19 protein-coding genes are annotated in these 24153 nt (G+C 47.8%); 9 read left to right on the forward strand and 10 right to left on the reverse strand.

All coding sequences use genetic code 11. The features are described from left to right. Positions 1–44: 44 nt before the first annotated feature. From S7335_RS12300 to S7335_RS12315, 4 genes are all read right to left on the reverse strand, one after another. A complete protein-coding gene (locus S7335_RS12300) occupies positions 45–1067 on the reverse strand; it encodes an ABC transporter substrate-binding protein (RefSeq protein WP_006456758.1) in 1023 nt (340 codons plus the stop codon). Between the two features lie 72 nt (positions 1068–1139). Then, on the reverse strand, positions 1140–1931 hold the full coding sequence (locus S7335_RS12305; RefSeq protein ID WP_006455863.1) for an MOSC N-terminal beta barrel domain-containing protein: 792 nt from the start codon (positions 1929–1931) through the stop codon (positions 1140–1142). A gap of 50 nt (positions 1932–1981) precedes the next feature. After that, a complete protein-coding gene (locus tag S7335_RS12310; protein WP_006457394.1) occupies positions 1982–3502 on the reverse strand; it encodes a glutamine synthetase family protein in 1521 nt (506 codons plus the stop codon). A gap of 126 nt (positions 3503–3628) precedes the next feature. Beyond that, complete coding sequence (locus S7335_RS12315; RefSeq protein ID WP_006453912.1) at positions 3629–4399, reverse strand: ABC transporter substrate-binding protein; 771 nt, start codon at positions 4397–4399, stop codon at positions 3629–3631. Between the two features lie 322 nt (positions 4400–4721). Between S7335_RS12315 and S7335_RS12320 the strand changes: the two genes are divergently transcribed. The 5 genes from S7335_RS12320 (at position 4722) to S7335_RS12340 (ending at position 13827) form a co-directional block, all read left to right on the forward strand. Further along, positions 4722–5624 (forward strand): phytanoyl-CoA dioxygenase family protein, encoded by a 903-nt coding sequence (locus S7335_RS12320; RefSeq protein WP_006457026.1) that lies wholly within the window; start codon positions 4722–4724, stop codon positions 5622–5624. A 138-nt stretch (positions 5625–5762) separates the two neighbouring features. Further along, positions 5763–7703 (forward strand): primary-amine oxidase, encoded by a 1941-nt coding sequence (locus S7335_RS12325; protein WP_006456034.1) that lies wholly within the window; start codon positions 5763–5765, stop codon positions 7701–7703. 377 nt (positions 7704–8080) lie between these two features. Next, positions 8081–9481: an ammonium transporter gene (locus tag S7335_RS12330; RefSeq protein WP_038016173.1), complete on the forward strand. Its 1401-nt coding sequence runs from the start codon at positions 8081–8083 to the stop codon at positions 9479–9481. Positions 9482–9502: 21 nt separating this feature from the next. Then, the gene (locus tag S7335_RS12335) at positions 9503–9973 is read left to right on the forward strand and encodes a hypothetical protein (RefSeq protein WP_006454559.1); all 471 of its coding nucleotides are present in this window, start codon (positions 9503–9505) and stop codon (positions 9971–9973) included. 1475 nt (positions 9974–11448) lie between these two features. Next, a complete protein-coding gene (locus tag S7335_RS12340; RefSeq protein WP_006453549.1) occupies positions 11449–13827 on the forward strand; it encodes an Ig-like domain-containing protein in 2379 nt (792 codons plus the stop codon). A 231-nt stretch (positions 13828–14058) separates the two neighbouring features. Here the strand turns inward: S7335_RS12340 and S7335_RS12345 are convergent, their stop codons facing one another. Together S7335_RS12345 and S7335_RS12350 are read right to left on the reverse strand one after the other, a co-directional pair. After that, positions 14059–14925 carry an SDR family oxidoreductase gene (locus S7335_RS12345; RefSeq protein ID WP_006453811.1) on the reverse strand — a complete coding sequence of 289 codons (867 nt, stop codon included), beginning with the start codon at positions 14923–14925 and terminating at the stop codon, positions 14059–14061. A 140-nt stretch (positions 14926–15065) separates the two neighbouring features. Next, positions 15066–16166: a WD40 repeat domain-containing protein gene (locus tag S7335_RS12350; RefSeq protein WP_006453872.1), complete on the reverse strand. Its 1101-nt coding sequence runs from the start codon at positions 16164–16166 to the stop codon at positions 15066–15068. 203 nt (positions 16167–16369) lie between these two features. On the opposite strand from S7335_RS12350, the gene S7335_RS12355 reads away from it, so the two are divergent. Further along, on the forward strand, positions 16370–17974 hold the full coding sequence (locus S7335_RS12355) for a metallophosphoesterase (RefSeq protein ID WP_006455836.1): 1605 nt from the start codon (positions 16370–16372) through the stop codon (positions 17972–17974). 246 nt (positions 17975–18220) lie between these two features. Here S7335_RS12355 and S7335_RS12360 read toward each other — a convergent pair whose 3' ends face one another. Both S7335_RS12360 and S7335_RS12365 read right to left on the reverse strand, forming a co-directional pair. Further along, a complete protein-coding gene (locus S7335_RS12360; protein WP_006456537.1) occupies positions 18221–18673 on the reverse strand; it encodes a TspO/MBR family protein in 453 nt (150 codons plus the stop codon). Between the two features lie 81 nt (positions 18674–18754). Continuing rightward, positions 18755–19561, reverse strand: coding sequence for a glucose 1-dehydrogenase (locus S7335_RS12365; RefSeq protein WP_006453963.1), 807 nt, complete (start codon positions 19559–19561; stop codon positions 18755–18757). A gap of 379 nt (positions 19562–19940) precedes the next feature. On the opposite strand from S7335_RS12365, the gene S7335_RS12370 reads away from it, so the two are divergent. From S7335_RS12370 to groL, 3 genes are all read left to right on the forward strand, one after another. After that, positions 19941–20180, forward strand: coding sequence for a DUF6335 family protein (locus S7335_RS12370; RefSeq protein WP_006454067.1), 240 nt, complete (start codon positions 19941–19943; stop codon positions 20178–20180). A 59-nt stretch (positions 20181–20239) separates the two neighbouring features. Continuing rightward, positions 20240–20788, forward strand: a complete 549-nt coding sequence (locus S7335_RS12375) for a rhodanese-like domain-containing protein (RefSeq protein WP_006454020.1) — start codon at positions 20240–20242, stop codon at positions 20786–20788. Positions 20789–21172: 384 nt separating this feature from the next. Further along, on the forward strand, positions 21173–22852 hold the full coding sequence (gene groL, locus S7335_RS12380) for a chaperonin GroEL (RefSeq protein ID WP_006456066.1): 1680 nt from the start codon (positions 21173–21175) through the stop codon (positions 22850–22852). Positions 22853–22977: 125 nt separating this feature from the next. On the opposite strand, the gene S7335_RS12385 is transcribed toward groL, so the two are convergent. Both S7335_RS12385 and S7335_RS25945 read right to left on the reverse strand, forming a co-directional pair. Beyond that, complete coding sequence (locus tag S7335_RS12385; protein WP_006455420.1) at positions 22978–23760, reverse strand: bifunctional diguanylate cyclase/phosphodiesterase; 783 nt, start codon at positions 23758–23760, stop codon at positions 22978–22980. Continuing rightward, positions 23753–24153: diguanylate cyclase domain-containing protein (locus S7335_RS25945; RefSeq protein ID WP_157620472.1), on the reverse strand; the 401-nt coding region annotated here is incomplete at its 5' end. The genes S7335_RS25945 and S7335_RS12385, both read right to left, overlap by 8 nt.

Consider the following 24153-nt stretch of genomic DNA (forward strand, 5'->3'; position numbering starts at 1 on the left):
TGAATTGATCCTCGCCCTAACGGTCAGTAGCGTTGCCTTCTGGCCTAGGTGATAGGCCAAAGTTCTTGAGTCAAAGAGGCCTCTAAGCTGGGGGCTGTCTCAATGATATTGTAGGCAACAAACTGCTCTGCCATTCGCATCCAGCGATCGCTGTCAATGATCCCTAGTGATGGAGGCTCAATTCCTAGCAGCATATACTCTGAAATCAGCTCCAAAGATGCTGTTTGATAGGCAACATCTTCGTACTTACTCCCTGGTTCAACGTAGTCAGCGACTACAGTAGCCGCTGCTGCTGGAATATCTTCTAGGGCGATCGCCCACCCTCCAAACGCCCCTTTCAAAAAACCGCTAACCTGCTCAGGTGCTGTTGCAATTAGCTCGTTATGAGCAAAAATAACCTGAGCATAAGCTTCATAGCCATAGTCAGCTAGCTTCAATACATTCGGAACGATCTGATACTGAGCAGCAAATCCTATTGGCTCATCAACTGCGTAGCACTGAATAGCCGCCAGTTCTCCAGATAGCAACAAGTCATACTTACTCTCGTAAGGAATTTCAACTACCTCAATGGCAGTCTCTCCTAAATCACTTGCACCTTGTACCAACGCCATGACTGCTAAACCATCGACGTGCATACCTACTTTTTTGCCTACCAAATCTTCTAGCGTTGAAATCTCTGAGTCTGGCAAAGTCATCAGCCCTAATGGAGAAGCCTGAAACATTGTCGCTACCGCTTTGATGGTTGCACCATCAGCTTGCGCTGCCAAAATCAAGTTTTGCTCCGCACAGCCAATGACGCTAGGATTCGCAGCCACTACTTCTGGCACAACCACGCCCGACTCCCAGGGTTTGAGGTCCACTGCTACCCCTTCTGCAGAATATAGCCCTAAGCCATCTGCCAGCAGTAAGCCCGCAAACTGCACGTTAAACTTCCAGTCTAACTGCATCGTTAAAGTAGAATTAGACATTGCTAGAGCCCCGGAACGCTTACTGAAAAGCGCATTTGCAGCGAGGCCTAATCCGCCATACCCAGATAGCTGTAAAAGCTGCCGACGAGAAAGTGTCATAGAAATTTCATAGAGAGAAAACGCGGTTGGCGGACGACTCGATAGCCAGCGAGTCGTCGAACAAGAAAATGATTAGTCTAAAAGTTTAATAGCATCGCCAGCTTTAACCATCCCTTCTACTAGAACAGCACCATATACACCAGCATAGCCCTCACGAGTATTCGCAATATGTTTGATGATGTTGGGGTTAGCCTCAGAAGTGTCGGGGTCTAAGGTGATCATTTTGCATCTAGGGTCGCGCTCTAGCATTGTGACTTCTAACTGGTCGCCTATTTTCAAACGCTTGCCCAGCAGTTCATTCTCATACAGCGGCGGTTTATCTTCGTTCCAGTTCACATAGAGATTTGCACGAAACCGACGCTTGTCAACGTCTATTGCTAACTCGTCAGATAATGATTCCTGTAGTTGAACTGAGAACAAAGAGAGTGGCCTACAGTCGTATTGGCTTTTTTGAGTGAAATGCACTCTCAGAGTTGGATCTCCGCTGAGGGTTTGAATATGGTTCAAAAAGGCTTCATCCTCTAGGCGATAAGTCTCACCTTCAGGCGTTTCTACCTCTACAGAAAAGTCTTGAATGGTGGGAGTTAGTGGATTGATGCCAGGAGCCATACTTTGAGCTGCTTCTAGATTGCTAGGTTTTAGCGTCGCGTCAGCTTGCCTGTAGCGAGGGGTATAAAGCAACAGAGACTCTACATCTCGTGCGGTGAACCAGGGAAATCCAGGATTGCCCTTATCTGTCACAAGGCTGTATACGCGATCGCCCATGAGTCCTGCAAAGGCCACAAAAGCTTCCGCAAGGTTTTCTCCTCGCATACTTTTAACTGGATAGCGCCAGATGCTCTCGATTGTGCCAACTGTAGACATTTCAAACCTCAAGAGTGAAAGGCAAAAAGAAACTCAGATGAACTGAAGCTCTAAGGCAAACAGTTCATGTAGTTTTCAGCATCCCAGTTGCTGGTAGTTGCCAGAAAGCGAATCCATTCATCGCGCTTGTACTCTTCGTAGAGTCCGTACATTTCGCCCGGCATGGCTGATTTGATTACCTCGTCTTCAGCTAGACGATCGAGTGCTTCTCCTAGAGACATGGGTAATTTTTTCGTTTGCTTACCAGCTTCCATCGCCTCATAGATATTGCGCTGCTCTGGCTGACCAGGATCTAGCTGGTTGCTAAGCCCATCGTCAAAGGCCTGCAGCATTGCGCCAGCCATCAGGTATGGATTCACCATTGAATCGACCGCGCGATATTCAAACCGGCCAGGCGCGGAAACGCGCAGGCCACAGGTGCGGTTTTGATAGCCCCAGTCGGAATAGACAGGCGCCCAAAAGCCCGCATCCCAAAGGCGACGATAAGAGTTGACAGTAGAGCAGCCAACCGCTGTAAGCGCACCTAGATGAGCAATAACGCCGCCAATACAGTTCAATCCAATTGGACCGGGAATACGAGGCGATTCACCTGGAACAGGCATGAAGGTATTCTCACCGCCTTGATGATAGATGTAGTTACCTTCTAGGCCCAGAAGTGTCTCCATGCCAAATGTTTTCACCGTCGTGTCGCCACCTCGCCACAAAGAGAGGTTGTGATGACAGCCTGAAGCAGACACGCCCAAGAAGGGTTTGGACATAAAGCAGGCAATCAAGTTAAATTCTCTAGCTACCTGAGCGCAGATTTGTCGGTAGGTAGTAAGGCGATCACACGTCCTAAGCGCATCATCATACATAAAGTTCAGCTCTAGCTGACCTGGCGCATCCTCATGGTCGCCCTGGATCATGTCTAGGCCCATCGCCCGGCTATACTCGATCACTCTTAAGAAGACCGGACGTAATTCTTCAAACTGATCAATGTGATAACAGTTTGGCTTAGTCACACCGCCATCGGGCTTACCGTCGGGTCCCTTTTTTAGCCACATCATTTCCGGCTCGCAGCCGTGACGAAGCTGCAGTCCATGCTTCGCCTGAAAAGCCTCATGCAGGCGGATTAGATTACCGCGACAGTCCGCTGTGAGAAAGCCCCCCGGATTTTCTTCTTCCTCACGATTGCGAAAGCATACGCAGTACACTCTAGCTACTCGCTTATCCCAGGGTAGCTGACAAAACGTATCGACATCTGGAATGGCGACCAGCTCAGCTGCCTCTGGGCCATAGCCCAGATATTGCTGTCGGCGATCGAGTGCTAAGTTCACCGTTGCGCCATATACTAGCTGGATGCCACCTGCAGCCGTCTTTTCCCAGTGGTCGGAGGGAACGCCTTTTCCGACGATCTTGCCAGTGATTGAAATGAACTGATAGTAAATGTATTGAATACCCAGTTCATCAATTTTGGCGCGTACCTGCCGGACTTTTTCCGCTCTGCCTGCTGCCTCAACGTATTCAAGCAAATCTGTTGAAGCGGTCGATGTCTGTTCTTGGACATCGGTTCTAGTAATCACTCCGGTCACGGCAGGGGCTCTCCGTAATTTGTTGGTAGTTATTTGCTGATAGTTGTCTTTTTGGGGGGTTGCGTCTTAACACTAATCAGACTTTCTCAGTTAATCCAACTTGTTATGACAAGACTGTATCGGCTGTTACGAGAATGGAAAAGGCTTCCATGGAATCCATGTCGCCCAAAGCTCAGCTAGCGTACCGTCATTGATTAGTTCTAAGAGAGTTTGTTCAAGCTGAGATAAAAGCAAAGGCTGCGTTTTTGAAACCCCAATTGCAAAAGGGGCTTTGGTCGGTAGTGTGAATGCTAGACGTAGACTTGTATCCTCTTCTGCGGCCACGATCAGCACTAGCTCGTCATCGATAAGTGCGTCAATTTCTCCTGCTCGTAGAGCTGCTAGCATCTCAGGCAGTACCTGGTCACTGCCAGGGTAGGGGACGGCCTGAGCGCCAGGAAATCCTTCAACTAGGGCGATATTTGTACTATCTGCTAAGCCACCTACGCATTGATCTGCTAGCTGATCAGGCGAGGCAACTGTGCTCGTTTGTCTCACGAGTACTGCTTCGTCAAAGAGGCCGTAGGGTTGAGTGAAAGAAACTGCTTTTTGACGTTCGGGGGTAATTGCTTGATTGAACCAGACGACATCATATTCGCAATTTGTTGCAAGCTCTAGGCTGGTGTAGAAGTCTTCCATCGGCAAGTTATGCCATACCGGAATCAGATTAAGGCGATCGCACACGATTCTGGCTAGCTCTGGCTCATACCCTGTTCGGTAACCTTCCTCGTTGATGTAGCTCATAGGCCGCGCGTCGAAGTCACTAGCGACAATGTTTAGATAGCCGGCTTGCTTTGTTAAAGTCTGCTGGTCGGCTGAAAACTCAAGGTTCTCTGACAAAGTTTCTGTAGATTTCATTTTTATTTCTCTTCGCGATTTTGGTTTTCCCTTGGTTCTTTTTGGTTTTTTTGCCCGGTTCTATCTTGTTTCTGTATGAGTCTTCCGCTTTGTTATTTCTGAACCGAAAGTAGCAGAGAATACCGTTTCTCGCGTGAATAAACTTATTATGACAAGTAGAGTTTGTTCAAGACTTTTTGTCAACTGCCGCTAGCGTTCCGCGCTGTTGATTCCGCACGGGGTGTTTCTTTTTGACTGTATTTCCTTTGGACTATGGCTTTTAGCGACAGTTGCTTGAACGATGACTTTGGATTAAAGAATTTGTGTGTCGCCTCGGAGCATCATGAGCTATCAGCCCGTTAGCCTTTCTCAGTCGCAGATTGAGCAGTTTCAAACAGACGGTTTTTTAATTCTGGAGAATTTTATTCCACCTGATTTTGCGAAGCGCTTAGCCGCTCGGATGGAGCCGCTGTTTAGAGGAGAGTTTGAAACGGGCATCTATCCTGATGAATGGCACTGGCGGCCAGGACTCAGCCTGCCAGATGTGACAAGAGAAATGTGTAATGCCTGGAAGTGTGATCGCACGATTGCTAGCCTGGTTCTCTCAGCTGAGATTGGCCGACTGACAGCGACGCTATCGGGCTGGGAAGGTGCGCGTATTGGTCAAGACAGCCTTTGGATGAAGCCGCCGGGAGCTAAGGCGATCGCCATGCATCAAGACGGTGCATACATCGATTATTTAAGTCTTCCTCAGATGATGACTTGTTGGGTTGCCTTAGATGACGCTGCTGCTGCCGATGGCACCTTAGTCTATGTCAAAGGATCTCACAAATGGCCACTAGCAGCGGTTGAAGGCGAGTTCCACGCGCCGACCAAAGATTATCGCTGGGCTATGCTTCAAGCAGCTGAGAATGCTGGCGTTGATGAACCAGAGCTAGTCGTTGTCGAAGTGCCAGCGGGCGGCTGCGCTTTTCATCACGGACGCACCTGGCACGGTTTGTGCAAGACCACCCGCACCGAAGGCACATTTCACAGCATTGGACTGCATACGATTCCCTCAAACGCTCAGTTTCATCCGACGAATGCAGCAGGCTATATCTATGGCCGTTACAAGCGAGTAGGTAGTACCGAAATGGATGAAACCTTCTTTCCTATCCTTTGGCAAAAAGACGGCTACCGTAGCCCCCACTTGGCTGAGTATTGTCCAGATGCATTAGGCTCTTCAGCTTTGAGCTATTCGAAATGAGCTATTAAAAAAGGTTGGCGCCTAACAACTAGCACCTAACAACTATTGGTCTAAACGACCATCGACGTAAACGATTCTCAAAGTGTCTGAGACTTCAGACTAATCCCCCATAGTCTATATATTTGGAAGCCGTTTTCTATGACTTTTATCCAGGAAAAGCCTAAGCAAAAGCTGACAACTTTGCCGAGCATAAGCCACCCACTTGAACCGCTAACGCCAGATGAAATTGAAGCGGCAGTGGCGATTGTTAGAGAGCAAAAGTCTTTGAATGAGAGCGTACGGTTCGCCAGTGTTGCCCTACAAGAGCCCAGCAAAGAGACCGTCCTTAGCTTCCAACCTGGCGATAGTATTGAGCGCCGAGCTTTTATTGTGCTGCTCAACAACGCTACAGGAAGAACTTACGAGGCTGTTGTTTCCCTCAATGAAGCTGAGGTGGTTTCCTGGGAGCATATTCCCGGTGTACAGCCGCCGATTATGCTAGATGAATTCGTCGAATGCGAGGCAGCCGTAAAAGCGAGCCCTGAGTTTCAAGCAGCCATTGCCAAACGCGGTATCACCGATCCTAATCTGGTGATGGTAGATCCTTGGTCAGCAGGTCACTACGGTATAGCGGAAGAAGATGGCGTGCGCCTTTCACGGGCGCTGTGCTGGGTAAGGGCCAACCCAACCGACCATGGCTACGCGAGGCCCATTGAAGGGGTGATTCCAGTTGTCGATCTGAACAAAATGGAAGTGATTCGGGTCGAAGATTACGGCGTCGTGCCCCTGCCGCCAAAAGATGGTAACTACACCCCTGAGTATGTCAAGAACTATAGAACAGACATCAAGCCGTTAGAAATCGTGCAGCCAGAAGGCCCCAGCTTTGAGGTGAATGACCACGAAATTAGCTGGCAGAAATGGAACATTCGTATTGGATTCACGCCGCGCGAAGGGCTGATTTTGTACAACGTTACGTACCAAGATGGGCAAGAAACGAGACCTATCTTCTACCGAGCTTCTCTCGCTGAGATGACAGTGCCCTATGGTGATCCATCCCCTCACCACTATCGTAAAAATGCCTTCGATGTCGGTGAGTACGGTATTGGTTCTTTGGCAAATTCTTTGACGTTAGGCTGTGACTGCTTAGGAGAGATTTACTACTTCGATGGACATATCACTAACTCTCAGGGCGAAGTGGTCAAGATCGAAAATGCTATCTGCTTGCATGAAGAAGATTTCGGCATCTTGTGGAAGCATATGGACTGGCGTACAGAACAGACTGAAGTGAGGCGATCGCGCCGCTTGGTGATCTCTTTTATTGCCACCGTAGGTAACTACGAATACGGCTTCTATTGGTATTTCTACCAAGATGGCACGATCCAATATGAAGTGAAGCTCACAGGCGTTGTCAGTACTGCTGCTATGATGCCGGGCGAAGTACCCAAATACGGTACGCTCATTGCCCCTCAGCTCAATGCACCGATCCACCAACATATCTTCAACGTTCGCATGGATATGCGGGTAGATGGCGATCGCAACTCTGTCTATGAAGTCGATATCGTGCCAGAAGAAGAGACGAGCAATCCCTACGGTAATGCTTTTTATGCTAAGTCTACGCTGCTGCCGACAGAGAAAGCTGCTCAGCGATTGATAGACCCGATGAAAGGGCGGTATTGGAAGATCGTAAATCCTTCAAAAACAAATGCGATGGGGTATCCCACTGCTTACAAACTAATGCCAGGGGAGAACACGCTGCCGATGGCCCGCCCGTCAGCTAGCGTCAGCAAACGAGCAGCCTACATGAGTCAACATCTCTGGGTGACGCCTTTCCACGAAGATGAAAAATATCCCGCCGGAGACTATCCTAATCAGAACCCAGGTGGTGCAGGATTGCCGCATTGGACCCAAAGCGATCGCGTCGTAGAAGATACCGACCTCGTCGTGTGGTACACCTTTGCGCATAGCCACTCACCTCGCGCAGAAGACTGGCCCGTCATGCCGGTCGCAACTATTGGCTTTATGCTCAAGCCGCTTAATTTCTTTGATGAAAATCCAGCCAATGATGTACCGCCCTCTCCTGCCAAGGCTTGCTGTCAGTAGCTTGTTGTGATCTTAGTAGTGGAACTCAGCTGCATACAAAAGTATCGCGATCACAAGATAAAAGTCTTTCAGTATTGATCACTACAATTCGTAGGGAACTGACATTGCATACTCTTGTCATAACAAGCTTTCTAAGGCTGAGCCTGAAGTCAGTATCTTTCTAACTTCGCATCGGCTACTGGTAATGCGGTAGAAAGTGGTTCCCCTTGTCGAAGCGCGAAGTGCGATCTTCGAATTCTTGTTACCGACCACTATTCCCAAACGCATATTGTTCCTAGTTTTCCTCTAGGTTCTCTTTAGCTAACGCCTTCTTCTAATCATTTCTCAGCTCGACTTAGCTCGATAACCCTAGTCAATCCTATGATGCAGAGCGCTTTATGACTCCTGAATCGCAAGAATTTCTGGCAACGTTCGTATCGGAATCCTATTATTATTGGGCTTCCGTATTTATGCTCCTTATCCACGTTGGCTTTCTCGCTTACGAAGGGGGAGCCTCGCGTGCAAAGAATGTCTTGGCCACGATGGTCAAGAACCTATTAACCCTATCAATTATTGGTCTAACATTCTTCTTCTTTGGCTGGTGGGTGTATAACGCTTTCCCTCTGTTTCCGCTGCAGGGGGGCATCGTCGGACCTTGGACAGACCCTAATTCCGAAGGCGTTGTCGGTGAAGTCTTAGGCTTAGTTCAAGCTTCCTATCCATGGTCGCCTGCACTCGGTCCCAATGTCGCCGACAACCTCACAGGCGTTTTCTGGTTCGCGTTCTCACTCTTTGCAATGACGACGGCCTCTATCCTTTCAGGCGCAGTCATCGAGCGAATAAAAGTGGGCGCTTATGCGATTCTAGCAGTCGTTCTAGGCTCTTTCACTTGGGTTGTTGCAGCAGCTTGGGGATGGAATCCATATGGTTGGTTCTTAACTCAGTTTGGCTATCATGACTTTGGCTGTTCGGCTGTCTTGCATGGTGTCGCAGGCTTTTTCGCGTTGGGCGTTCTCATCAACCTTGGTCCTCGCATTGGTAAGTTCGACAGCACCGGCAGACCCAGAGCCATCTTGCCCCACAACCTACCGTTGACAATGGTAGGGCTGATGCTAATTTTCGTAGGGTTTTATGCTTTTCTCGCCGCCTGTGTGATTTTCGTACCTGGACAAGCCGTAGAAATCACAATCTACGGCACACCGATGACGCTAGCTTCTATAGGCGTCAACACAACCCTAGCTCTGTGCTCGGGTATCGTTGGTGCGTACATTTCCTCTAAAGCAGACCCGTTCTACACTATTTCTGGTGGTCTCGCAGGTATCATCTCCGTAGGTGCGGGTTTAGACCTCTACAGTCCACCAATTGTCATCTTGATTGCGTTCATTGGTGCTTACACTATGCCTTTTGTCGGTAACGCCGTAGAAAAAGCCGGCATCGACGATGCGGTAGGCGCCTTTGCAGTGCATGGCTATTGCGGCGTAATCGGGGCGATGGCAGTAGGCGTTATGGCAACAGGCTATCCACAAGGAGAAGGCATCCCGCTGACTGGTTTTATCGGACAGTTAGTCGGTACGCTCGTATGCACGGTTATTCTAGGGTTTATTCCTGGGTACGGTGTGAGTTTTGTTCTGAAAAAGTTAGGTATGCTACGGGTTCCCCGTGAAGAAGAAATTGGTGGTTTGGATCTATCGGAATTTGGCTTAGAAGGCTACCCTGAGTATCCCATCATCACTGAGGAGAATGCTGGCGGGGGAGCTGCTGCCGTTCCAGTTTCACAGACAAGCATTCCGACGTTGTAAGGTTTCTAAGGGAGTTTAAAGATGTCCAGCCCATTCTCTACTATTGAAGACTTTAATAGTGCCATTGACGGCCCAACAGAGGGCGCTATCTACACCTTTGCCAACAGCCCTACGATCAACATCATTGCGTTGCTGCTAGCTGTTGGTATCTTTATCTGGTTCATTGTTAGCACGTACATCACTCACACCAAACCTTCTCGTGTCGACAAGTCGATGAATCACCTCAGTTCACTTATCGTTGTTGGGCTACTTTCTCTAGTGACGCTGAACCAATGGCAGCCGAAGCAGTCACCTACTATCGCTCAAAGGAGATTGCAGGACACCAGTCGCAGCAGCGTTCAAGCAGAAGCGCCATCGAAGTACACTCGCTCCGGCTCACAGCGGCTACCTATAGGACTTCTAGGCATGGTAAGTCTTGGATTCCCCTCCTTTAGTCGCCTAAGAAATCGGCGAAGATCTAGTTCCTCTAGTAGGTATAGAACCAGACGCTAGCCTTTGAGGAGCGTTAAGAGCGTTAAGTAGGACAACAGATCGTGGCTAAAGCCGTTCATTAAACTAGCTAATCTCGCTCTGATTTACCAGATTGATGTTTATCCTTTGGACCATTGATTAAACTGGCAGCATGCTGAGCTTAAGGCTCAGCGCTAAACGTAATCACAGAGCTTCTACTCAGCAAAGCGTAAACGCCGTAGATAAGAATGTGGCCTAATGCGGCCTACTTATAGACAAATTTTTAGCGCAGCGATCAGGCGATCGCTGCGCTAAATGCATAGGAAGCTTTTCGTAAGCCAACTGGAACCAGATAAGGTGAATGCTTCTATAAATGCAGCGGCACTGGATCGTGGCTTCGATAGATATCACATCAAGTTTGGTAAGACATAGCTCATTTAATTCGCTTATGTGGATGGTCAAGGATTGCAAATTGATAAAAATGCTCCCTAAAACTCGAGGATAAAGGTACTAGAAAGAGAAGTGGTTACCTGTGAGATTTTCTTCCTCAATAGCGTCTTTGTGTCTGCAAGCACTTAGCTTGCCATAGAGGAAGCGATCGAAGACTGACAGAAACCAGTACAGGGTGAGGGGTTAGCTTTACCCGCAGCGATGAGACCTCATGTCGTCGTATGGTACGAGGGAACGCCTACTGGGACAAAGTAAGAATGTATCCCTGCTTTGCTATCCCCTTAATGGAAATGTTTTTGTAAAGAAGTGAAATTAGTTGAAACCACGCTGTTAAAGCTAGCGGAATATGGGTAGGTTTAGAGCGCTGTGCTCTCTCTCTTCATGAGTTAAACGATTTACCATATGATTCACTTAATTACTCCACAGATTGCAACAAAGAATGATTAATTACTGTAGGCATAAACACTGATGTCTCTGGCGCTCGAATGGAAGCGGCTCTTTCTAAGAGGCTATTGCTGCAAGGCTTGTATAACGACTCTATTTGGTCTATCAAGCGAGATGTATCAGGCTGCTTGAGTAGTAACTACATGAATATAAAGATGATAAGTATAGAGATAGAAGTGTTATGTACAATGCTCGGTCAAGAGTGATCAGTTTGTTACACTCGCTTCTGTCTAAGATGCATCTCATACAACTGCTGATCAACAAACCAATTCTTGACCATCTAAACAAAGAAGGTTGCCTCATCAGTTTGTTACTTGCCAGTGTCTGCTTACTCAGAATGAGTAAGCAGACACTGATAGAAACTCTTTGACTTCCTGCAAGGACTTGTTTCTATAGTCATGTGGCCTCACGACTGCAGAGTTACTTTGCAGTCTCCGTTCTGCGATATCGGCCGCTGACCAAAGTGAGCTGAACGGAGACCCAGTCAATACCTATCTGCTTCACGCTATCAATACCTATCTGCTTCACGCTAGTAGAAGGGTAACCCCTGCTTTCGTAACTTAGTTCCAACAGATTCCTGAAAATTACCAATACAATGCTCTCCCATTATGAAATAGAACAATATGAATTTTCTAGCGAAGTTTGATTTGGCTGCCCTTAATGGCAGCAACGGCTTTTCCCTCAATGGTATTGATGAGCGTGACTTTTCTGGCCGTTCGGTCAGCGGTGTAGGCGATATCAACGGCGATGGTATTGATGATCTAATTATTGGCGCACGAGACGCTGCCCCAAACGACAGCAGCTATGCAGGGGAGAGCTATGTCGTTTTTGGCGGTAGAGGAGTGGGTAGAAGTGGCCGCTTTGAACTCTCTGGTCTTGATGGAACTAATGGCTTCGTTCTTAAAGGCATCGATGCCTTTGACCGTTCCGGTTGGTCGGTAAGTAGTGCGAGAGACATCAACGGCGATGGCATCGACGATTTGCTCATTGGTGCCCCGTCTGCTAGTCCTAATGGGCCTAGTTCTGGGGAGAGCTATGTCATCTTCGGTGGTGAGAGCGTCGGCAGCAACGGCAGCTTTGAACTCTCTAGTCTCGATGGTCGCAATGGGTTTGTTCTTAATGGCATTGATGAGCATGACTTTTCTGGCCGTTCGGTCAGCGGTGCAGGAGACATCAACGGCGATGGTATTGATGATCTGATTATTGGGGCACAAGGAGCCAATCCAAATCGCAACGAAAAAGCAGGCGAGAGCTACGTCGTTTTTGGCGGTAGAGGAGTTGGTAGCGGTGGCCGCTTTGAACTCTCTGATCTTGATGGAACTAATGGCTTCGTTCTTAAAGGCATCGATGCCTTTGACCGTTCCGGTTGGTCGGTAAGTAGTGCGAGAGACATCAACGGCGATGGCATCGACGATTTGCTCATTGGTGCCCCGTCTGCTAGTCCTAATGGGCCTAGTTCTGGGGAGAGCTATGTCATCTTTGGTGGTGAGAGTGTCGGCAGCAACGGCAGCTTTGAACTCTCTAGTCTCGATGGTAGCAACGGGTTTGTCCTCAATGGCGTTGATGCTCGTGATGCTTTGGGTGATTCCGTTAGCGGTACAGGAGACATCAACGGCGATGGTATTGATGATCTGATTGTTGGCGCGCCTGATGCTGACCCCGACGGCCCTAGTTCTGGAGAGAGCTATGTTGTCTTTGGTGGTGAGAGCGTCGGCAGCAGCGGCCGCTTTGAACTCTCTAGCCTTGATGGAACTAATGGCTTCGTTCTTAAAGGCATCGATGCTCATGATGCTTTGGGTCATTCCGTTAGCGGTGCAGGAGACATCAACGGCGATGGCATCGATGATCTAGTTATTGGCGCGCCTGGCGCTTCTCCTAACGGTAAGGACCGCGCGGGCGAGAGCTATGTCGTCTTTGGTAATGAGAGCGTCGGTAGCAGGGGCCGCTTTGAACTCTCTAGCCTCGATGGTCGCAATGGGTTTGTTCTTAATGGCATTGATACTACCGATATCTCAGGTGGTTCGGTGAACAAGGTAGGGGACGTGAATGGCGATGGCATCGACGATCTGATTATCGGCGCACTCTCTGTAGACTCCAACGGGAATAGCTATGCAGGCGAGAGCTATGTTGTCTTTGGCCGTACGGTGACCGACAACACTATAATTGCCGTTGATGACGTTGTTAATACCAATAAGGACAGCATTCTCGGTGGTAATGTCCTGTCCAACGATAGCCCTCTCAATAGCGATACCCTTGCTATCGCAGCAGTCAACGGTAAAGCAACTGATGTGGGTAATAGCGTGACTTTGGCTTCGGGTGCACTACTTACCCTCAACCTTGATGGTCGCTTTACCTACGATCCTAACGGACAATTTGAAGCCTTTAGCCTAGCTGATGTAGCTACCGATAGCTTTGACTACACCCTCAGTGATGGTCGTAAAAGCAGTATTGCCACTGTAACGGTCTCTATTACTGGAATCAGCGACGTGCCCAAAGATATCCTCCTTGGCACCGACAGCAATGATAATCTCACCGGCGGTGAGGGCAGAGATACTCTCTCTGGTCTATCTAGCAGCGATTTTCTCGACGGCAGCGAAGGTGATGATGTCCTCTTTGGTGGTCAAGGCTACGATACTCTCATCGGCGGCAACGGCAGGGACTTCCTAGATGGTGGCAACGGTAAGGACCTCTTAGTGGGTGGAACCGGTAACGACACTCTGATCGGTGGAGTCGGTAACGACACCCTTATTGGTGGTCAAGGCAATGATGTTCTCACAGGTGGAAGTGGCAGAGATACCTTTGTCTTAGCGCTTGGGGAGGGGAGCGATCTAATTACTGATTTTGGTGACCAGGATCTGATTGGATTGTCAGGAGGATTGGGCGTCGGTGAGCTTACCTTTTCTGGTAATAATATACTCGTCACCAATACCAACGAGGTCTTAGCTACTGTTACAGATATAGATATGGCTAGCTTGAAGAACAGTCAGTTTGTATTGCTCTAAATACCTTTGAACATTATCGTTTGTGGAATAGAGTGTCTTCGGTAGGTAGTACTAGAAGGTTCCTTTCGTATCTCTCTACCAGCTAATGATAGGTATAGGCGCTGCTAATTCTGTAAATGATGCAAATTTCGGAACCTCTAGCTTGTTTAGCTTAACAAATTGACTCGCTTTTGATTTAGCAACGCCTTGCTAAAGGGTTTTACGGATCGGCAGACTAGAGATGAAGCTTTTCTACAGCTGTCCTCCAGTTACATCAATCAAAGCACCCGTCATGAAGCTGCTATCTTCAGCTGCTAAGAACACATAGGCAGGCGCTAATTCTTCTGGTTGACCTGTTCTTTTCATGGCATTGGCACTATCGAAGCCTTCCACTTCATCCTCGGGCATTGTTGCTGGAATATTGGGTGTCCAGACTGGGCCCGGAACAACAGCATTCACCCGAATTTTCTGGTCTGCAAGGTTTAGCGCTAACGACTTTGTAAACGTATGTACGGCGCCTTTACTAGAGGAATAGTCCACTAAGAACTTCTTGCCTTGCTTACCGATGATAGAGCCCGTGTTGATAATCACATCGCCTTCTTTAAGATAAGGATAGGCGGCTTTGAACATGTGAAAGTAGCCAAAGATATTAGTCTCGAAAGTTTCATGAAACTGTTTGATAGTCAGATCCGCAATATCTTCTTGCACCATCTGAAAGGCAGCATTATTGATCAAGATATCGAGTTGACCAAACTTTTCAACCGTCTGTTTTACCGCGTCCTCACATTCTTCAGGTTTGCGAACGTCCATCTTAATCGGTAAGCACTGACCGCCGCGCTCTTCTACTATTTCCTTAGTTTTACTAGCGTCGTCATCATTAGCGTTGTACAGAATAGCAGTGTTAGCTCCTTCCATGGCATAAGCGATCGCTACTGCTCGTCCGATTCCAGAGTCACCGCCTGTAATAATGGCTACTTTGCCTGTCAGCTTACCAGCCGCCTTATAGTTAGATAAATCACTATCGGGGGCAGGCGTCATATCGGCTTGACTAGCCGGGTAAGCAAGCTGTTGTCCAGGGATATCTTTAGGCTTGGGTCGGCGTTCCGATGTTGTAGACATAGGTATAGTTTTGTGATGGTTGAATCGTCACCCTTCAGCATAGAAGACTCCTTTTTAGAAGATCTCTACCGAGGGTGACAGCTCATCTCAAAAATAGCCAGACGAAAGATAGAACTCTTCAATCGCCTAGGTCAATAGACTTAGCATTCTTTGTTCACCACTGCTGTCAGATCCCAGGCTCTAATTGTGCCATCGTATCCACCACTCATTAATGTATCCCCAGCACCGCTGAACGCGACAGAGTACACAAATCCAGAATGTCCCTTCAGCGTACAAAGTACTTCACTTCTCTGCCAATCCCAAACCTTGATAGTCTCGTCATAGCTAGCGCTTGCTAACAGAGTTCCATCAGGGCTAAAGGCAACATCGGCGACTACCAGATCATGATTCACCAGTGTCTGAGTCAGCTGAGTATTTTCTAAGTTCCAAATCCGAATAGACGCATCAGAGTGGCCGCTAGCAATATAGCCTTTATCGTTGATAGAAAGGCTCAAGACACGTTCGGGGGTGACTTCTAAAGTGAGGGTATTTTTTTGTTGAGCGATATCCCAGACTCGGATGGTGCCCGCTTGGTCGCCGCTGATTAGTAAGTTAGAGTTGGCTGGGTGGAAAGCAAGGGTATTGATCTGGGGGCCAGCGGTGTTGAGGGTAGTAGCCTCTGGAAATTCGCTATCGCTACCCCAAGGATTGCTCCGGATACTTTTTAGCGTGTCATCTAGTGTCCACGTTTGGATAGCGCCACTACTGTCACCGACTGCAAACCTGGTGTTATCAGAGCTAACGGCGACACTCATGATCCGAGCTGAGCTACCTGCAAAAGACGTGCTCAGCTCCGTGCTAGGTATGTTCCATAGGCTGATATCGCCGCTGCTACTTGCTGTGATCAGCTGCTGGCCATCTGCTGTGAAGACGAGGTCGTTGATTTTACCTTTATGATCAAGCGATCGCGCTATTTCAGGTTCAGCTTGATTCCATAATTTCACAGTATTGTTGTAGCTGCTACTTGCCACTAAAGGACCGGTAGTCGCTAGGCTCAGCACAGTCGCTGCATGAGAGCCCAATATCTTGGCAGAGCTTGTCTGTATGGTGCTTTGACCGCGTACGCTCACCTCTGAAGTGATATTTATACCACTCTCTAGCCGTTCAGATATCAGTAAAAAAATCCCGCTAAGACCAGCTACTACGCCTGCTGATAACAGCACAGCAATCAGCGGAAACGTATTGCGATTTTTAGGGAACATCGCTACTCAAAACTACAGCATTGGTATCTAGATCAAATGTAGATCGCTTATCAGTAGAATCACGAGTAAGTGCAGCGTCTTCAGCGAAAGTTCATAGCAGTCGCAAGCGCACTCTCTGATTTGTTTTTGATATACCCCGTTCTAGTTGTAGGAAGACGTACTACAGTCTAGTAGGAACTAACGGTAAACCAGCGAATTAGGTTATGAGATTTGTAGTTGATCCGGCGATCACCACTAAAATTGCTCGAATGAAAGAGCGAGTTCGCTGGCAGCATCCTGTCTGGAAAGAGGCAAACATCGACCAGACTTGTTTGGAGATTGTTGAGCAAAGGGTAGGAAAAGACCAAGACACAAACAAAACCAATCAGGATTTCTCTTTTTTGGTAATTGGCGATAGCGGCACGAGTCGACATGTTCGAGATAGTCCACAGCGCCGAGTTACCAAGCGGCTATTACAGCACTCCGACCAGTGCGACTTCATACTACATACGGGTGATGTCGTCTATCTAGTCGGCTCTAGCGAGCAATATCCAGACAACTTTATCGAGCCGTATCGAGAGTTCTTGGTGAATGGCAAAGCACCTCATAAGGTCCGCTTTGACCAAATGGTCTTTAAATTGCCCTTTCTACCAGTACTGGGCAATCATGATTACTATGATTTGCCCCTTGTCTCAGGCTTGCTTAGTAAAGCGCTAACGCCTATTCGTAAATTGCTGCGACGCCGAATTAATTTTGACGTGGGTTGGCACGGTTCTTATCAAGGAGAGGGCTTCTCAAGAGCTTTTATTGATTTTGTTGAACCACTTAGCTTGCGTCAGCTCAAGACACATCTGCAAGCACACTATACGGTCAAAAAAGAGACAGGTTACTGTCTACGCTATGTACCAGGCGAGTTCACTCGTATACCCAATCGCTATTACACCTTTAGAAAGAACGGAATTGATTTTTTTGCGTTAGACAGCAATACATTCAATGCACCGCAGCCGTTGCCGCCTACAGAAGAAGGCAGGATGCTACGTGAGAAAATCGAAAAGCAGCGGGATGAGTTAGACGAACAGATGCGATCGCTTGCCCTAGAATCTGCTACCCTCAACGCCGATGTTCCTAAGCAGGCTGGTCGTTCTGCCCGGATCTACGCCAAGATGGAGCAAATAGACGAGCAGCTACAGGATATTGACAAGCAGCTCAATGCATCTCTAGAGAACACGACTGTTGATACGGAACAGTTGGATTGGCTACGTGATCGTTTGATTGCTTCTTGGCAAGATCCTACTGCTAAAGGTAGAGTTCTGTATTTTCATCATCCACCCTACGTCACAGAAAGCACCAAATGGTTTCAAGGACAGACCCTTGCTGTGCGCACACACCTTAGAGAAGTTCTCGATGATGTCCAAAGGGAGATTAAAGAGTACACTAGGCCACTAGTTGATCTTGTGCTGAGTGGTCATGCCCATTGCTTTGAGTATTTGAAGACTCTAGAAACAGGGCATGGCGATCGCACAATTCCTTGGATTGTCTGTGGCGGCAGCGGTTTTAGCTTGCGTAGACAAAGAAAAGAAGGTGCGGTTCTAGAAGAATTTGGTGAGCCTGTTGCCAAGTGTCATCTATTTGTCGGGCGAGAAGGACACGGCAGTAAAACTAGAAGGCCCTATACTGCGCTCCGAGTGGATGTGAAGTATGGCAGTTCTCAGAACAGTCTAGAGGGTGAAGTAGATGATCAGCCTCAATTTGTTCTACGTACGCTAGTGGCAGAAAGAGCAAATAGTAAGTGGAAAGCCTACGACCTCGATCCAATTGTGTTGGGATAGCATCCCTTTGACTAGCAAATGACTAGCAAAGTGAGGATGGCTGATTACTTTGCTAGTCAGGGGCGCTAGTAGCCAAGGCCTTTTATGAATATCTATGGCTTTTCGCACCTCGCTTACTACCCTGCGAAAGGCTATAGCCTTCGCTATACAACGTAGAGGGCATAGTAGCGGTGCGAACCCGTGTCGTCGTACGGCGCTAAAGGAACACACACCAAGACAACTGCACGTAGGCGCAGCCTTTTTGACTTACGAATTTAGCTTTTTCATCTCCCAGGTAGTGTACGTTCCAACTGGGCTCCACAACAGGTAGGGAATTAATAAAATAGCTGCCCAGATAGAAACATTGAACACCGTGATCGCCAGTACTAGCCCAATTACAAACCCAGTGCCACCAATAAAGCTAGCTGCCAATAAACTATGCGACCAAAGTAAAACCGGTGTAAATGCAACCGTCACTACTTCGAGCACGATATATGCGCTCATCCAAGCCCAAGACTGAGTCTGTTGCCAGATGATATAGGCGGACCAGCCGCCACAGACAAAAACCGTTGTCCAGATTACCGGAATCAGCTTTTCAAAAGTTAGCCACTGTGGCCTCTCTAGTCGCCGAAACCACTTCACATCCTTCGGTCTGATGATATTAGACAACAACGCGATCGCCAGACCAACCCCTGCAATCACCATCCAAGACTTCAGCATAGCTGCACCCTCATTGCCTACTTGATCTCTACCTGTTCACTCTCCAGGTATGCTCATCCTTATCCTTACTCTGTTTACCCCTTACCCTGTCCAAGGGGTTCGAAAAGAAGGAAATAGCGTCAGTCCCCCATCTACGAACAGCGTCTGCCCAGTGATGTATGCTGCGTCATCAGAAGCTAAGAATGCAGCTACTGCTGCCATTTCTTCAGACGTCCCCGAACGTCCCATTGGGATATGACTTTCAATTTCTCCTTTCCTTTGAGGATCGTCTTTCCAAGGATTGATCGGCGTCAGCGTTGCTCCTGGAGCAAATGAGTTGATCCGAATATTATCACGAGCATATTCTAGAGCCAGTGTGCGTGTCATCGCCTGCATTCCTGACTTACTCATGGTGTAGCCCACGTATCTAGGTCTAGGAATGAGTTCGTGAACGCTAGAGTCATTGACAATAATGCCCCCACCGTTTTCAAGAAAATGTGTGATCGCCTTTTGCGAACACATAAATGCTCCTTTCATATTGATGTCGATCATCTTGTCGAATTTATCAATTTCGAGCTCATGAGAAGGTGCTTGAATCTGCATTCCCGCGTTGTTAATCAAGATGTCTAGTCCGTCAAAGGTCTCAAATACCTGCTCAAACATGGCAGCAACATCCTTCTCTTGAGACACATCCGCCTGCACCTTCATATCCTTAAGCGTACCGGGCTCAATTCCTGCCGCTGCGCTGGCAGAACGCATCTGCTCAAGCGTAACGTTGGCTTCCTCTTCGCCCTTGTAATAGTTCACTGCAACGTTTGCCCCTTCTTGAGCAAATCGCACGGCGATCGCCTGACCAATACCGCTACTTCCCCCTGTCACTAGAACGTTCTTACCCTTCAATCCCTGCATGCTTCTCCTTAAATTAATAGAACCAGAAATTAATAGAACCAGTCGAAAGCCAAAGCCAGTTGAAAGCTACATATAGCATGCGTTGGTAACAACTAGATTAACCGTCTTATACAACATCTAAGGGATGTGCTAAGGATGTACGAAGATGGTGCTGCAAGTCATCTTTTTCTATAAGACTATGGCTATGGATAGGGCCATAGATTTTTCTCTAATGCAAACGTACTTCGGTGAAATAACCACCACCATTGAGGCGGGCTTCTGGTACGCATTAACGAATGTCTACTAAAAGAAAGAGAATGTTTCCCACTATCTGTAGAGATGCGTAGCGTAAGAAGAAATTAGGATTAAATACGAATGTAACAAAGGTTTTAACCAAATTATGGAAAACACCGACTCTCTTCCAAAGCAGGCTGCCGTAGATGGTAAAAGTGCTTTTGCAGGCAATCCTTCTTCGACTCAAGACGAAGGAACAAATCATCTAGGTATTGACCAAATGGGTGAGAGTGCCGGATTAGACATTCACCCTGAAGAGCCACTAGCAACCAAAGAAAAACTAGAAGCTCGCGATCAGGAAAGATTTGATCTTGATTCAGCTAACCCTGAAACAGAAACTCTCTAGAACCTGTATCGCTCTCATACACTCACACATTATTAAATCAACCGAGGATCGCAACCACTATGGAAGACAATGCAGTCGACCAGACTATTGAAAAAGCACAAGAGGATACCACAACAGTCCTAGAAAAAGCTAAGCAAGCAGAAGGCCGAGTGCTAGATGCTGTTGATACAGCCCAGGAGAACATTGGCAAAGCAACCCCTGTGTCGACTAAGGCTGAGTACGACACAATCGCGACGCCCAATGATGTTAAGTCCAGACTAGACTGGGGCGAACCTGCATTAACGATTGTCGATGTGCGTGATCGCGAAGCCTTCAATGATGAACGGATCATGGGAGCAGTTTCTATGCCCGCTGATAAGAATTTAGTAGAACGTGCTAAGCAGTCGATGTCTCCAGAGCGAGATATTTTCGTTTATAGCGACTCTGATCAAGATACGGCGGCTGCCGCTATTCAGCTGCAAGAAGCTGGATTCCAAAAGGTCAGTGCTATCAAGGGTGGCCTGCCTGCGTGGAAAGCAATCAATGGCGCTGTAGAAGGACGTGGTCAAGCCTCAGGCCTTCTAGAAGAAGGTGGTGCCAGTTTGACTGGACAGAATGCTACTCCTTAAGTGCCCAGTCCGCTGGTCTAGGATTTCACCTGGATCCTCTTAGTTTTGCAAAGGTCCCCAGTGCTACAAAGGTGCTAGGGGCCTTTGCTATAGCGCTTTAGCTATAGCCCTTTAGTAGTGCCCTTTATCGACGTGTTGATTAAGAGATCGTAGCGCATGCCTATAGGTTAGGACCCCTATCTGAAGCCTAGGCTTAGCTAGAACAGTTTAGGCTCAATGCGTACTGCCATACGTCAAGACTGAATTCAGATTGCTATACGTAGAAAGGATCGGTTATTGCGACTTTTACTCTTCTACCGCGACCGATACATTGGCAAAGTAGATTAGCACTCTGAGCTAACGAGTGCTAAATTCTGTAATGCAGAAATTCGTAACAATCGGCATATGGCGAAATTAGTATTATTCGATGAGAAGTCGCGCCAAGCGCTTGAGCGCGGCGTCAATGCCCTGGCGGACGCAGTCAAGATCACTATGGGTCCAAAAGGCCGAAACGTGGTGCTAGAAAAGAAGTTTGGTGCACCTCAAATCGTCAACGACGGCATCACTATCGCAAAGGAAATTGAACTTGATGACCCGTATGAGAATACAGGTGCTCGTCTGGTCCAAGAAGTAGCTTCCAAGACCAAAGACCTAGCAGGCGATGGCACGACGACTGCCACCGTACTTGCTCAAGCGCTCATTCGTGAAGGTCTAAAAAACGTGGCCGCAGGTGCGAATCCAGTTAGTCTACGTCGCGGAATCGAAAAAGCAGTTGCCTATCTAGTTTCTGAAATTGAAGCTGTTGCTAAGCCTGTTGCTGGTAACGACATTGCTCAGGTGGCAGCTGTTTCATCCGGAAACGATGAAATGGTTGGTGACATGATTGCTCAGGCAATGGATAAAGTTACAAAAGATGGCGTCATTACTGTAGAAGAATCTAAGTCTCTAGACACTGAGCTTGACGTTGTAGAAGGGATGCAGATTGATCGCGGTTATATGTCTCCTTATTTTGTCACCGACCAAGAACGGATGGTGGTTGAGCTAGAAAATGCTCGCATCTTGATTGTTGACAAGAAGATTAGCTCGATTCAGGACTTAGTGCCAGTGCTAGAGCAGGTCAGTCGTACTGGGCAGCCGCTGCTGGTGATTGCTGAAGACGTCGAAGGTGAAGCTCTAGCTACTTTGGTCGTTAACAAAGCGCGAGGTGTTCTCAATGTTGCTTCCATTAAATCTCCTGGTTTTGGTGAACGTCGCAAAGCACTGTTAGCTGATATTGCTGCGCTTACAGGTGGCCAGGTAATTTCTGAAGAGGTCGGTCTATCGCTAGAATCAACCACTATCGATATGCTTGGAACGGCTTCAAAGGTCACAGTTACCAAAGACACCACGACCTTGGTATCTGAAAACGGTAACAAAGACGATATTGCTAAGCGGGTAGAGCAGATTCGTAAGGAATTATCCTTGACGGATTCTGACTACGATAAGGAGAAGCTGGCTGAACGTTTGGCAAAACTAGCTGGCGGTGTTGCTGTTATTAAAGTGGGCGCAGCGACTGAAACTGAGCTTAAGGATCGTAAGCTGCGAATTGAAGATGCTCTAAGTGCTACTAAAGCAGCGGTTGAAGAAGGAATTGTTCCAGGTGGTGGCGCTACTTTGCTTCACCTAGCTCAAAAGCTCGATAGCATGAAAGCGTCTCTTTCAAATGAAGAGAAAACGGGTGTAGATATTGTCATACGGGCACTAGAGGCTCCGTTGCGTCAAATTGCTGACAACTCGGGCGCGGAAGGCTCTGTAGTCGTTGAGAAAGTCAAAGACATGGATGCCAACTTTGGCTACAACGCGCTTACTGGCAAGTATGAAGATCTACTGAGTTCTGGCATTATTGACCCGGCAAAGGTAGTTCGCTCAGCGCTACAAGACGCGGCTTCAGTCGCCGGTATGGTACTAACCACTGAAGTTCTTGTCGTAGAGAAGCCTGAACCTGAACCCGCAATGCCCGGTGGCGACATGGGCGGCATGGGTGGCATGGGCGGCATGGGTGGCATGGGCGGCATGGGCGGCATGGGCGGCATGGGCATGATGTAGCTAGCTGCCCAAGGTGACTTGCCGGTGCCGATTAATTTGTCACCACTTACCTGAAAATTTGAAACTGTAGAGGAAGGGATAGTGTAATTGCTATCCCTTTTTTTAATACCCCTCATGCGAGATCTTCACGCCGTTGTCAGCAACTTTGTCAGGTGACTATTGCCCCTGACGCTCTCGGCAATAAGCTTTTCGGCTGGATGTGGGGGTAGTGATCTAGAAAAGAGCAGTCCTTGACCTTCATCACAGCCTAACTTTTTAAGGTTAGAGAGCTGACTGGGTGTTTCAATACCTTCTGCATTAATGCTCATATTCAGGCTGTGGCCAAGTTCAATAATGGCTTTGATGAATTCAGTATTCTCGTCGAGCGCCTGCATCTGGTGAATGAAAGATTGATCGATTTTCAAAACGTCAACTTCAAACTCTCGTAGACGAGCTAAAGAAGAATACCCTGTCCCAAAATCGTCAATTGCTAGCTGAATGCCAAGCTGGCTCAGCTCTTTTAGCCGGGTTTTGGCAACTGTTAGGTTATTGATTAGAACGCTTTCAGTAATTTCTAGACGTAGACAGCTAGCGGCTAGGCCAGTCTTCTTTAGAATGTGTGCAACTTCACCTACGATATTAGGCTGCAGTAGCTGTTTTCCGGAGAAGTTGACAGCGATTATAAGGGGGCTTTTAAAGCGAGGAAATGTATCTTGCCAGGATTTCAGCTGGCAGCAGGCTGTTTTGAGCACCCAAGCGCCTAACGGAATGATTAGACCAGTCTCTTCTGCGATCGGAATAAAGTTAGCAGGAGAGATGCGTCCATGAGTTGGATGCTCCCACCGAACAAGTGCTTCAAATCCACTGAGGTAGCCGGTGCTAAAACAGAGATGAGGTTGATATTCGACAATAAACGGAGGGTTAGCCATTAGCATCTACTGAATAATCGTCTATCTGAGAGATAGCTTGACTTAGATCGCGCTCTAGCTGCGATCGCGACACCAATTCCTCATACATTTGATGGTCAAATATCATATATTGTCCTCTACCTGCTGCTTTTGCCTTACATAGTGCGATATCGGCGTTGCGTAGTAGATCATCTGAGTCTTCGTGGATAGAATCGCTAAAGGCAATGCCTATACTTACTGTGGTAGGCAACCTATAGCCATCTATCTCATACACTTCAGCTAGACAATTGCAAAGATACCGTGCTAGGTCTTCTATAGTCTCTTGGTTCGTTTGCCTGGGCTCTAACCTTGTAGATACCTGCGTAGATGCAGCAGGGGTAATCAGCACAACAAATTCGTCACCGCTAAAACGAC

This window comes from Synechococcus sp. PCC 7335 (assembly GCF_000155595.1).
Classification (GTDB): domain Bacteria; phylum Cyanobacteriota; class Cyanobacteriia; order Phormidesmidales; family Phormidesmidaceae; genus Phormidesmis.

Bases quoted from the DNA above. Each gene is read 5' to 3' on its own strand.
- S7335_RS12300 (WP_006456758.1), bottom strand. From the start codon at position 1,067: ATGACACTTTCTCGTCGGCAGCTTTTACAGCTATCTGGGTATGGCGGA.
- S7335_RS12305 (WP_006455863.1), bottom strand. From the start codon at position 1,931: ATGTCTACAGTTGGCACAATCGAGAGCATCTGGCGCTATCCAGTTAAA.
- S7335_RS12315 (WP_006453912.1), bottom strand. From the start codon at position 4,399: ATGAAATCTACAGAAACTTTGTCAGAGAACCTTGAGTTTTCAGCCGAC.
- S7335_RS12320 (WP_006457026.1), top strand. From the start codon at position 4,722: ATGAGCTATCAGCCCGTTAGCCTTTCTCAGTCGCAGATTGAGCAGTTT.
- S7335_RS12325 (WP_006456034.1), top strand. From the start codon at position 5,763: ATGACTTTTATCCAGGAAAAGCCTAAGCAAAAGCTGACAACTTTGCCG.
- S7335_RS12330 (WP_038016173.1), top strand. From the start codon at position 8,081: ATGACTCCTGAATCGCAAGAATTTCTGGCAACGTTCGTATCGGAATCC.
- S7335_RS12335 (WP_006454559.1), top strand. From the start codon at position 9,503: ATGTCCAGCCCATTCTCTACTATTGAAGACTTTAATAGTGCCATTGAC.
- S7335_RS12340 (WP_006453549.1), top strand. From the start codon at position 11,449: ATGAATTTTCTAGCGAAGTTTGATTTGGCTGCCCTTAATGGCAGCAAC.
- S7335_RS12345 (WP_006453811.1), bottom strand. From the start codon at position 14,925: ATGTCTACAACATCGGAACGCCGACCCAAGCCTAAAGATATCCCTGGA.
- S7335_RS12350 (WP_006453872.1), bottom strand. From the start codon at position 16,166: ATGTTCCCTAAAAATCGCAATACGTTTCCGCTGATTGCTGTGCTGTTA.
- S7335_RS12355 (WP_006455836.1), top strand. From the start codon at position 16,370: ATGAGATTTGTAGTTGATCCGGCGATCACCACTAAAATTGCTCGAATG.
- S7335_RS12360 (WP_006456537.1), bottom strand. From the start codon at position 18,673: ATGCTGAAGTCTTGGATGGTGATTGCAGGGGTTGGTCTGGCGATCGCG.
- S7335_RS12365 (WP_006453963.1), bottom strand. From the start codon at position 19,561: ATGCAGGGATTGAAGGGTAAGAACGTTCTAGTGACAGGGGGAAGTAGC.
- S7335_RS12370 (WP_006454067.1), top strand. From the start codon at position 19,941: ATGGAAAACACCGACTCTCTTCCAAAGCAGGCTGCCGTAGATGGTAAA.
- S7335_RS12375 (WP_006454020.1), top strand. From the start codon at position 20,240: ATGGAAGACAATGCAGTCGACCAGACTATTGAAAAAGCACAAGAGGAT.
- groL (WP_006456066.1), top strand. From the start codon at position 21,173: ATGGCGAAATTAGTATTATTCGATGAGAAGTCGCGCCAAGCGCTTGAG.
- S7335_RS12385 (WP_006455420.1), bottom strand. From the start codon at position 23,760: ATGGCTAACCCTCCGTTTATTGTCGAATATCAACCTCATCTCTGTTTT.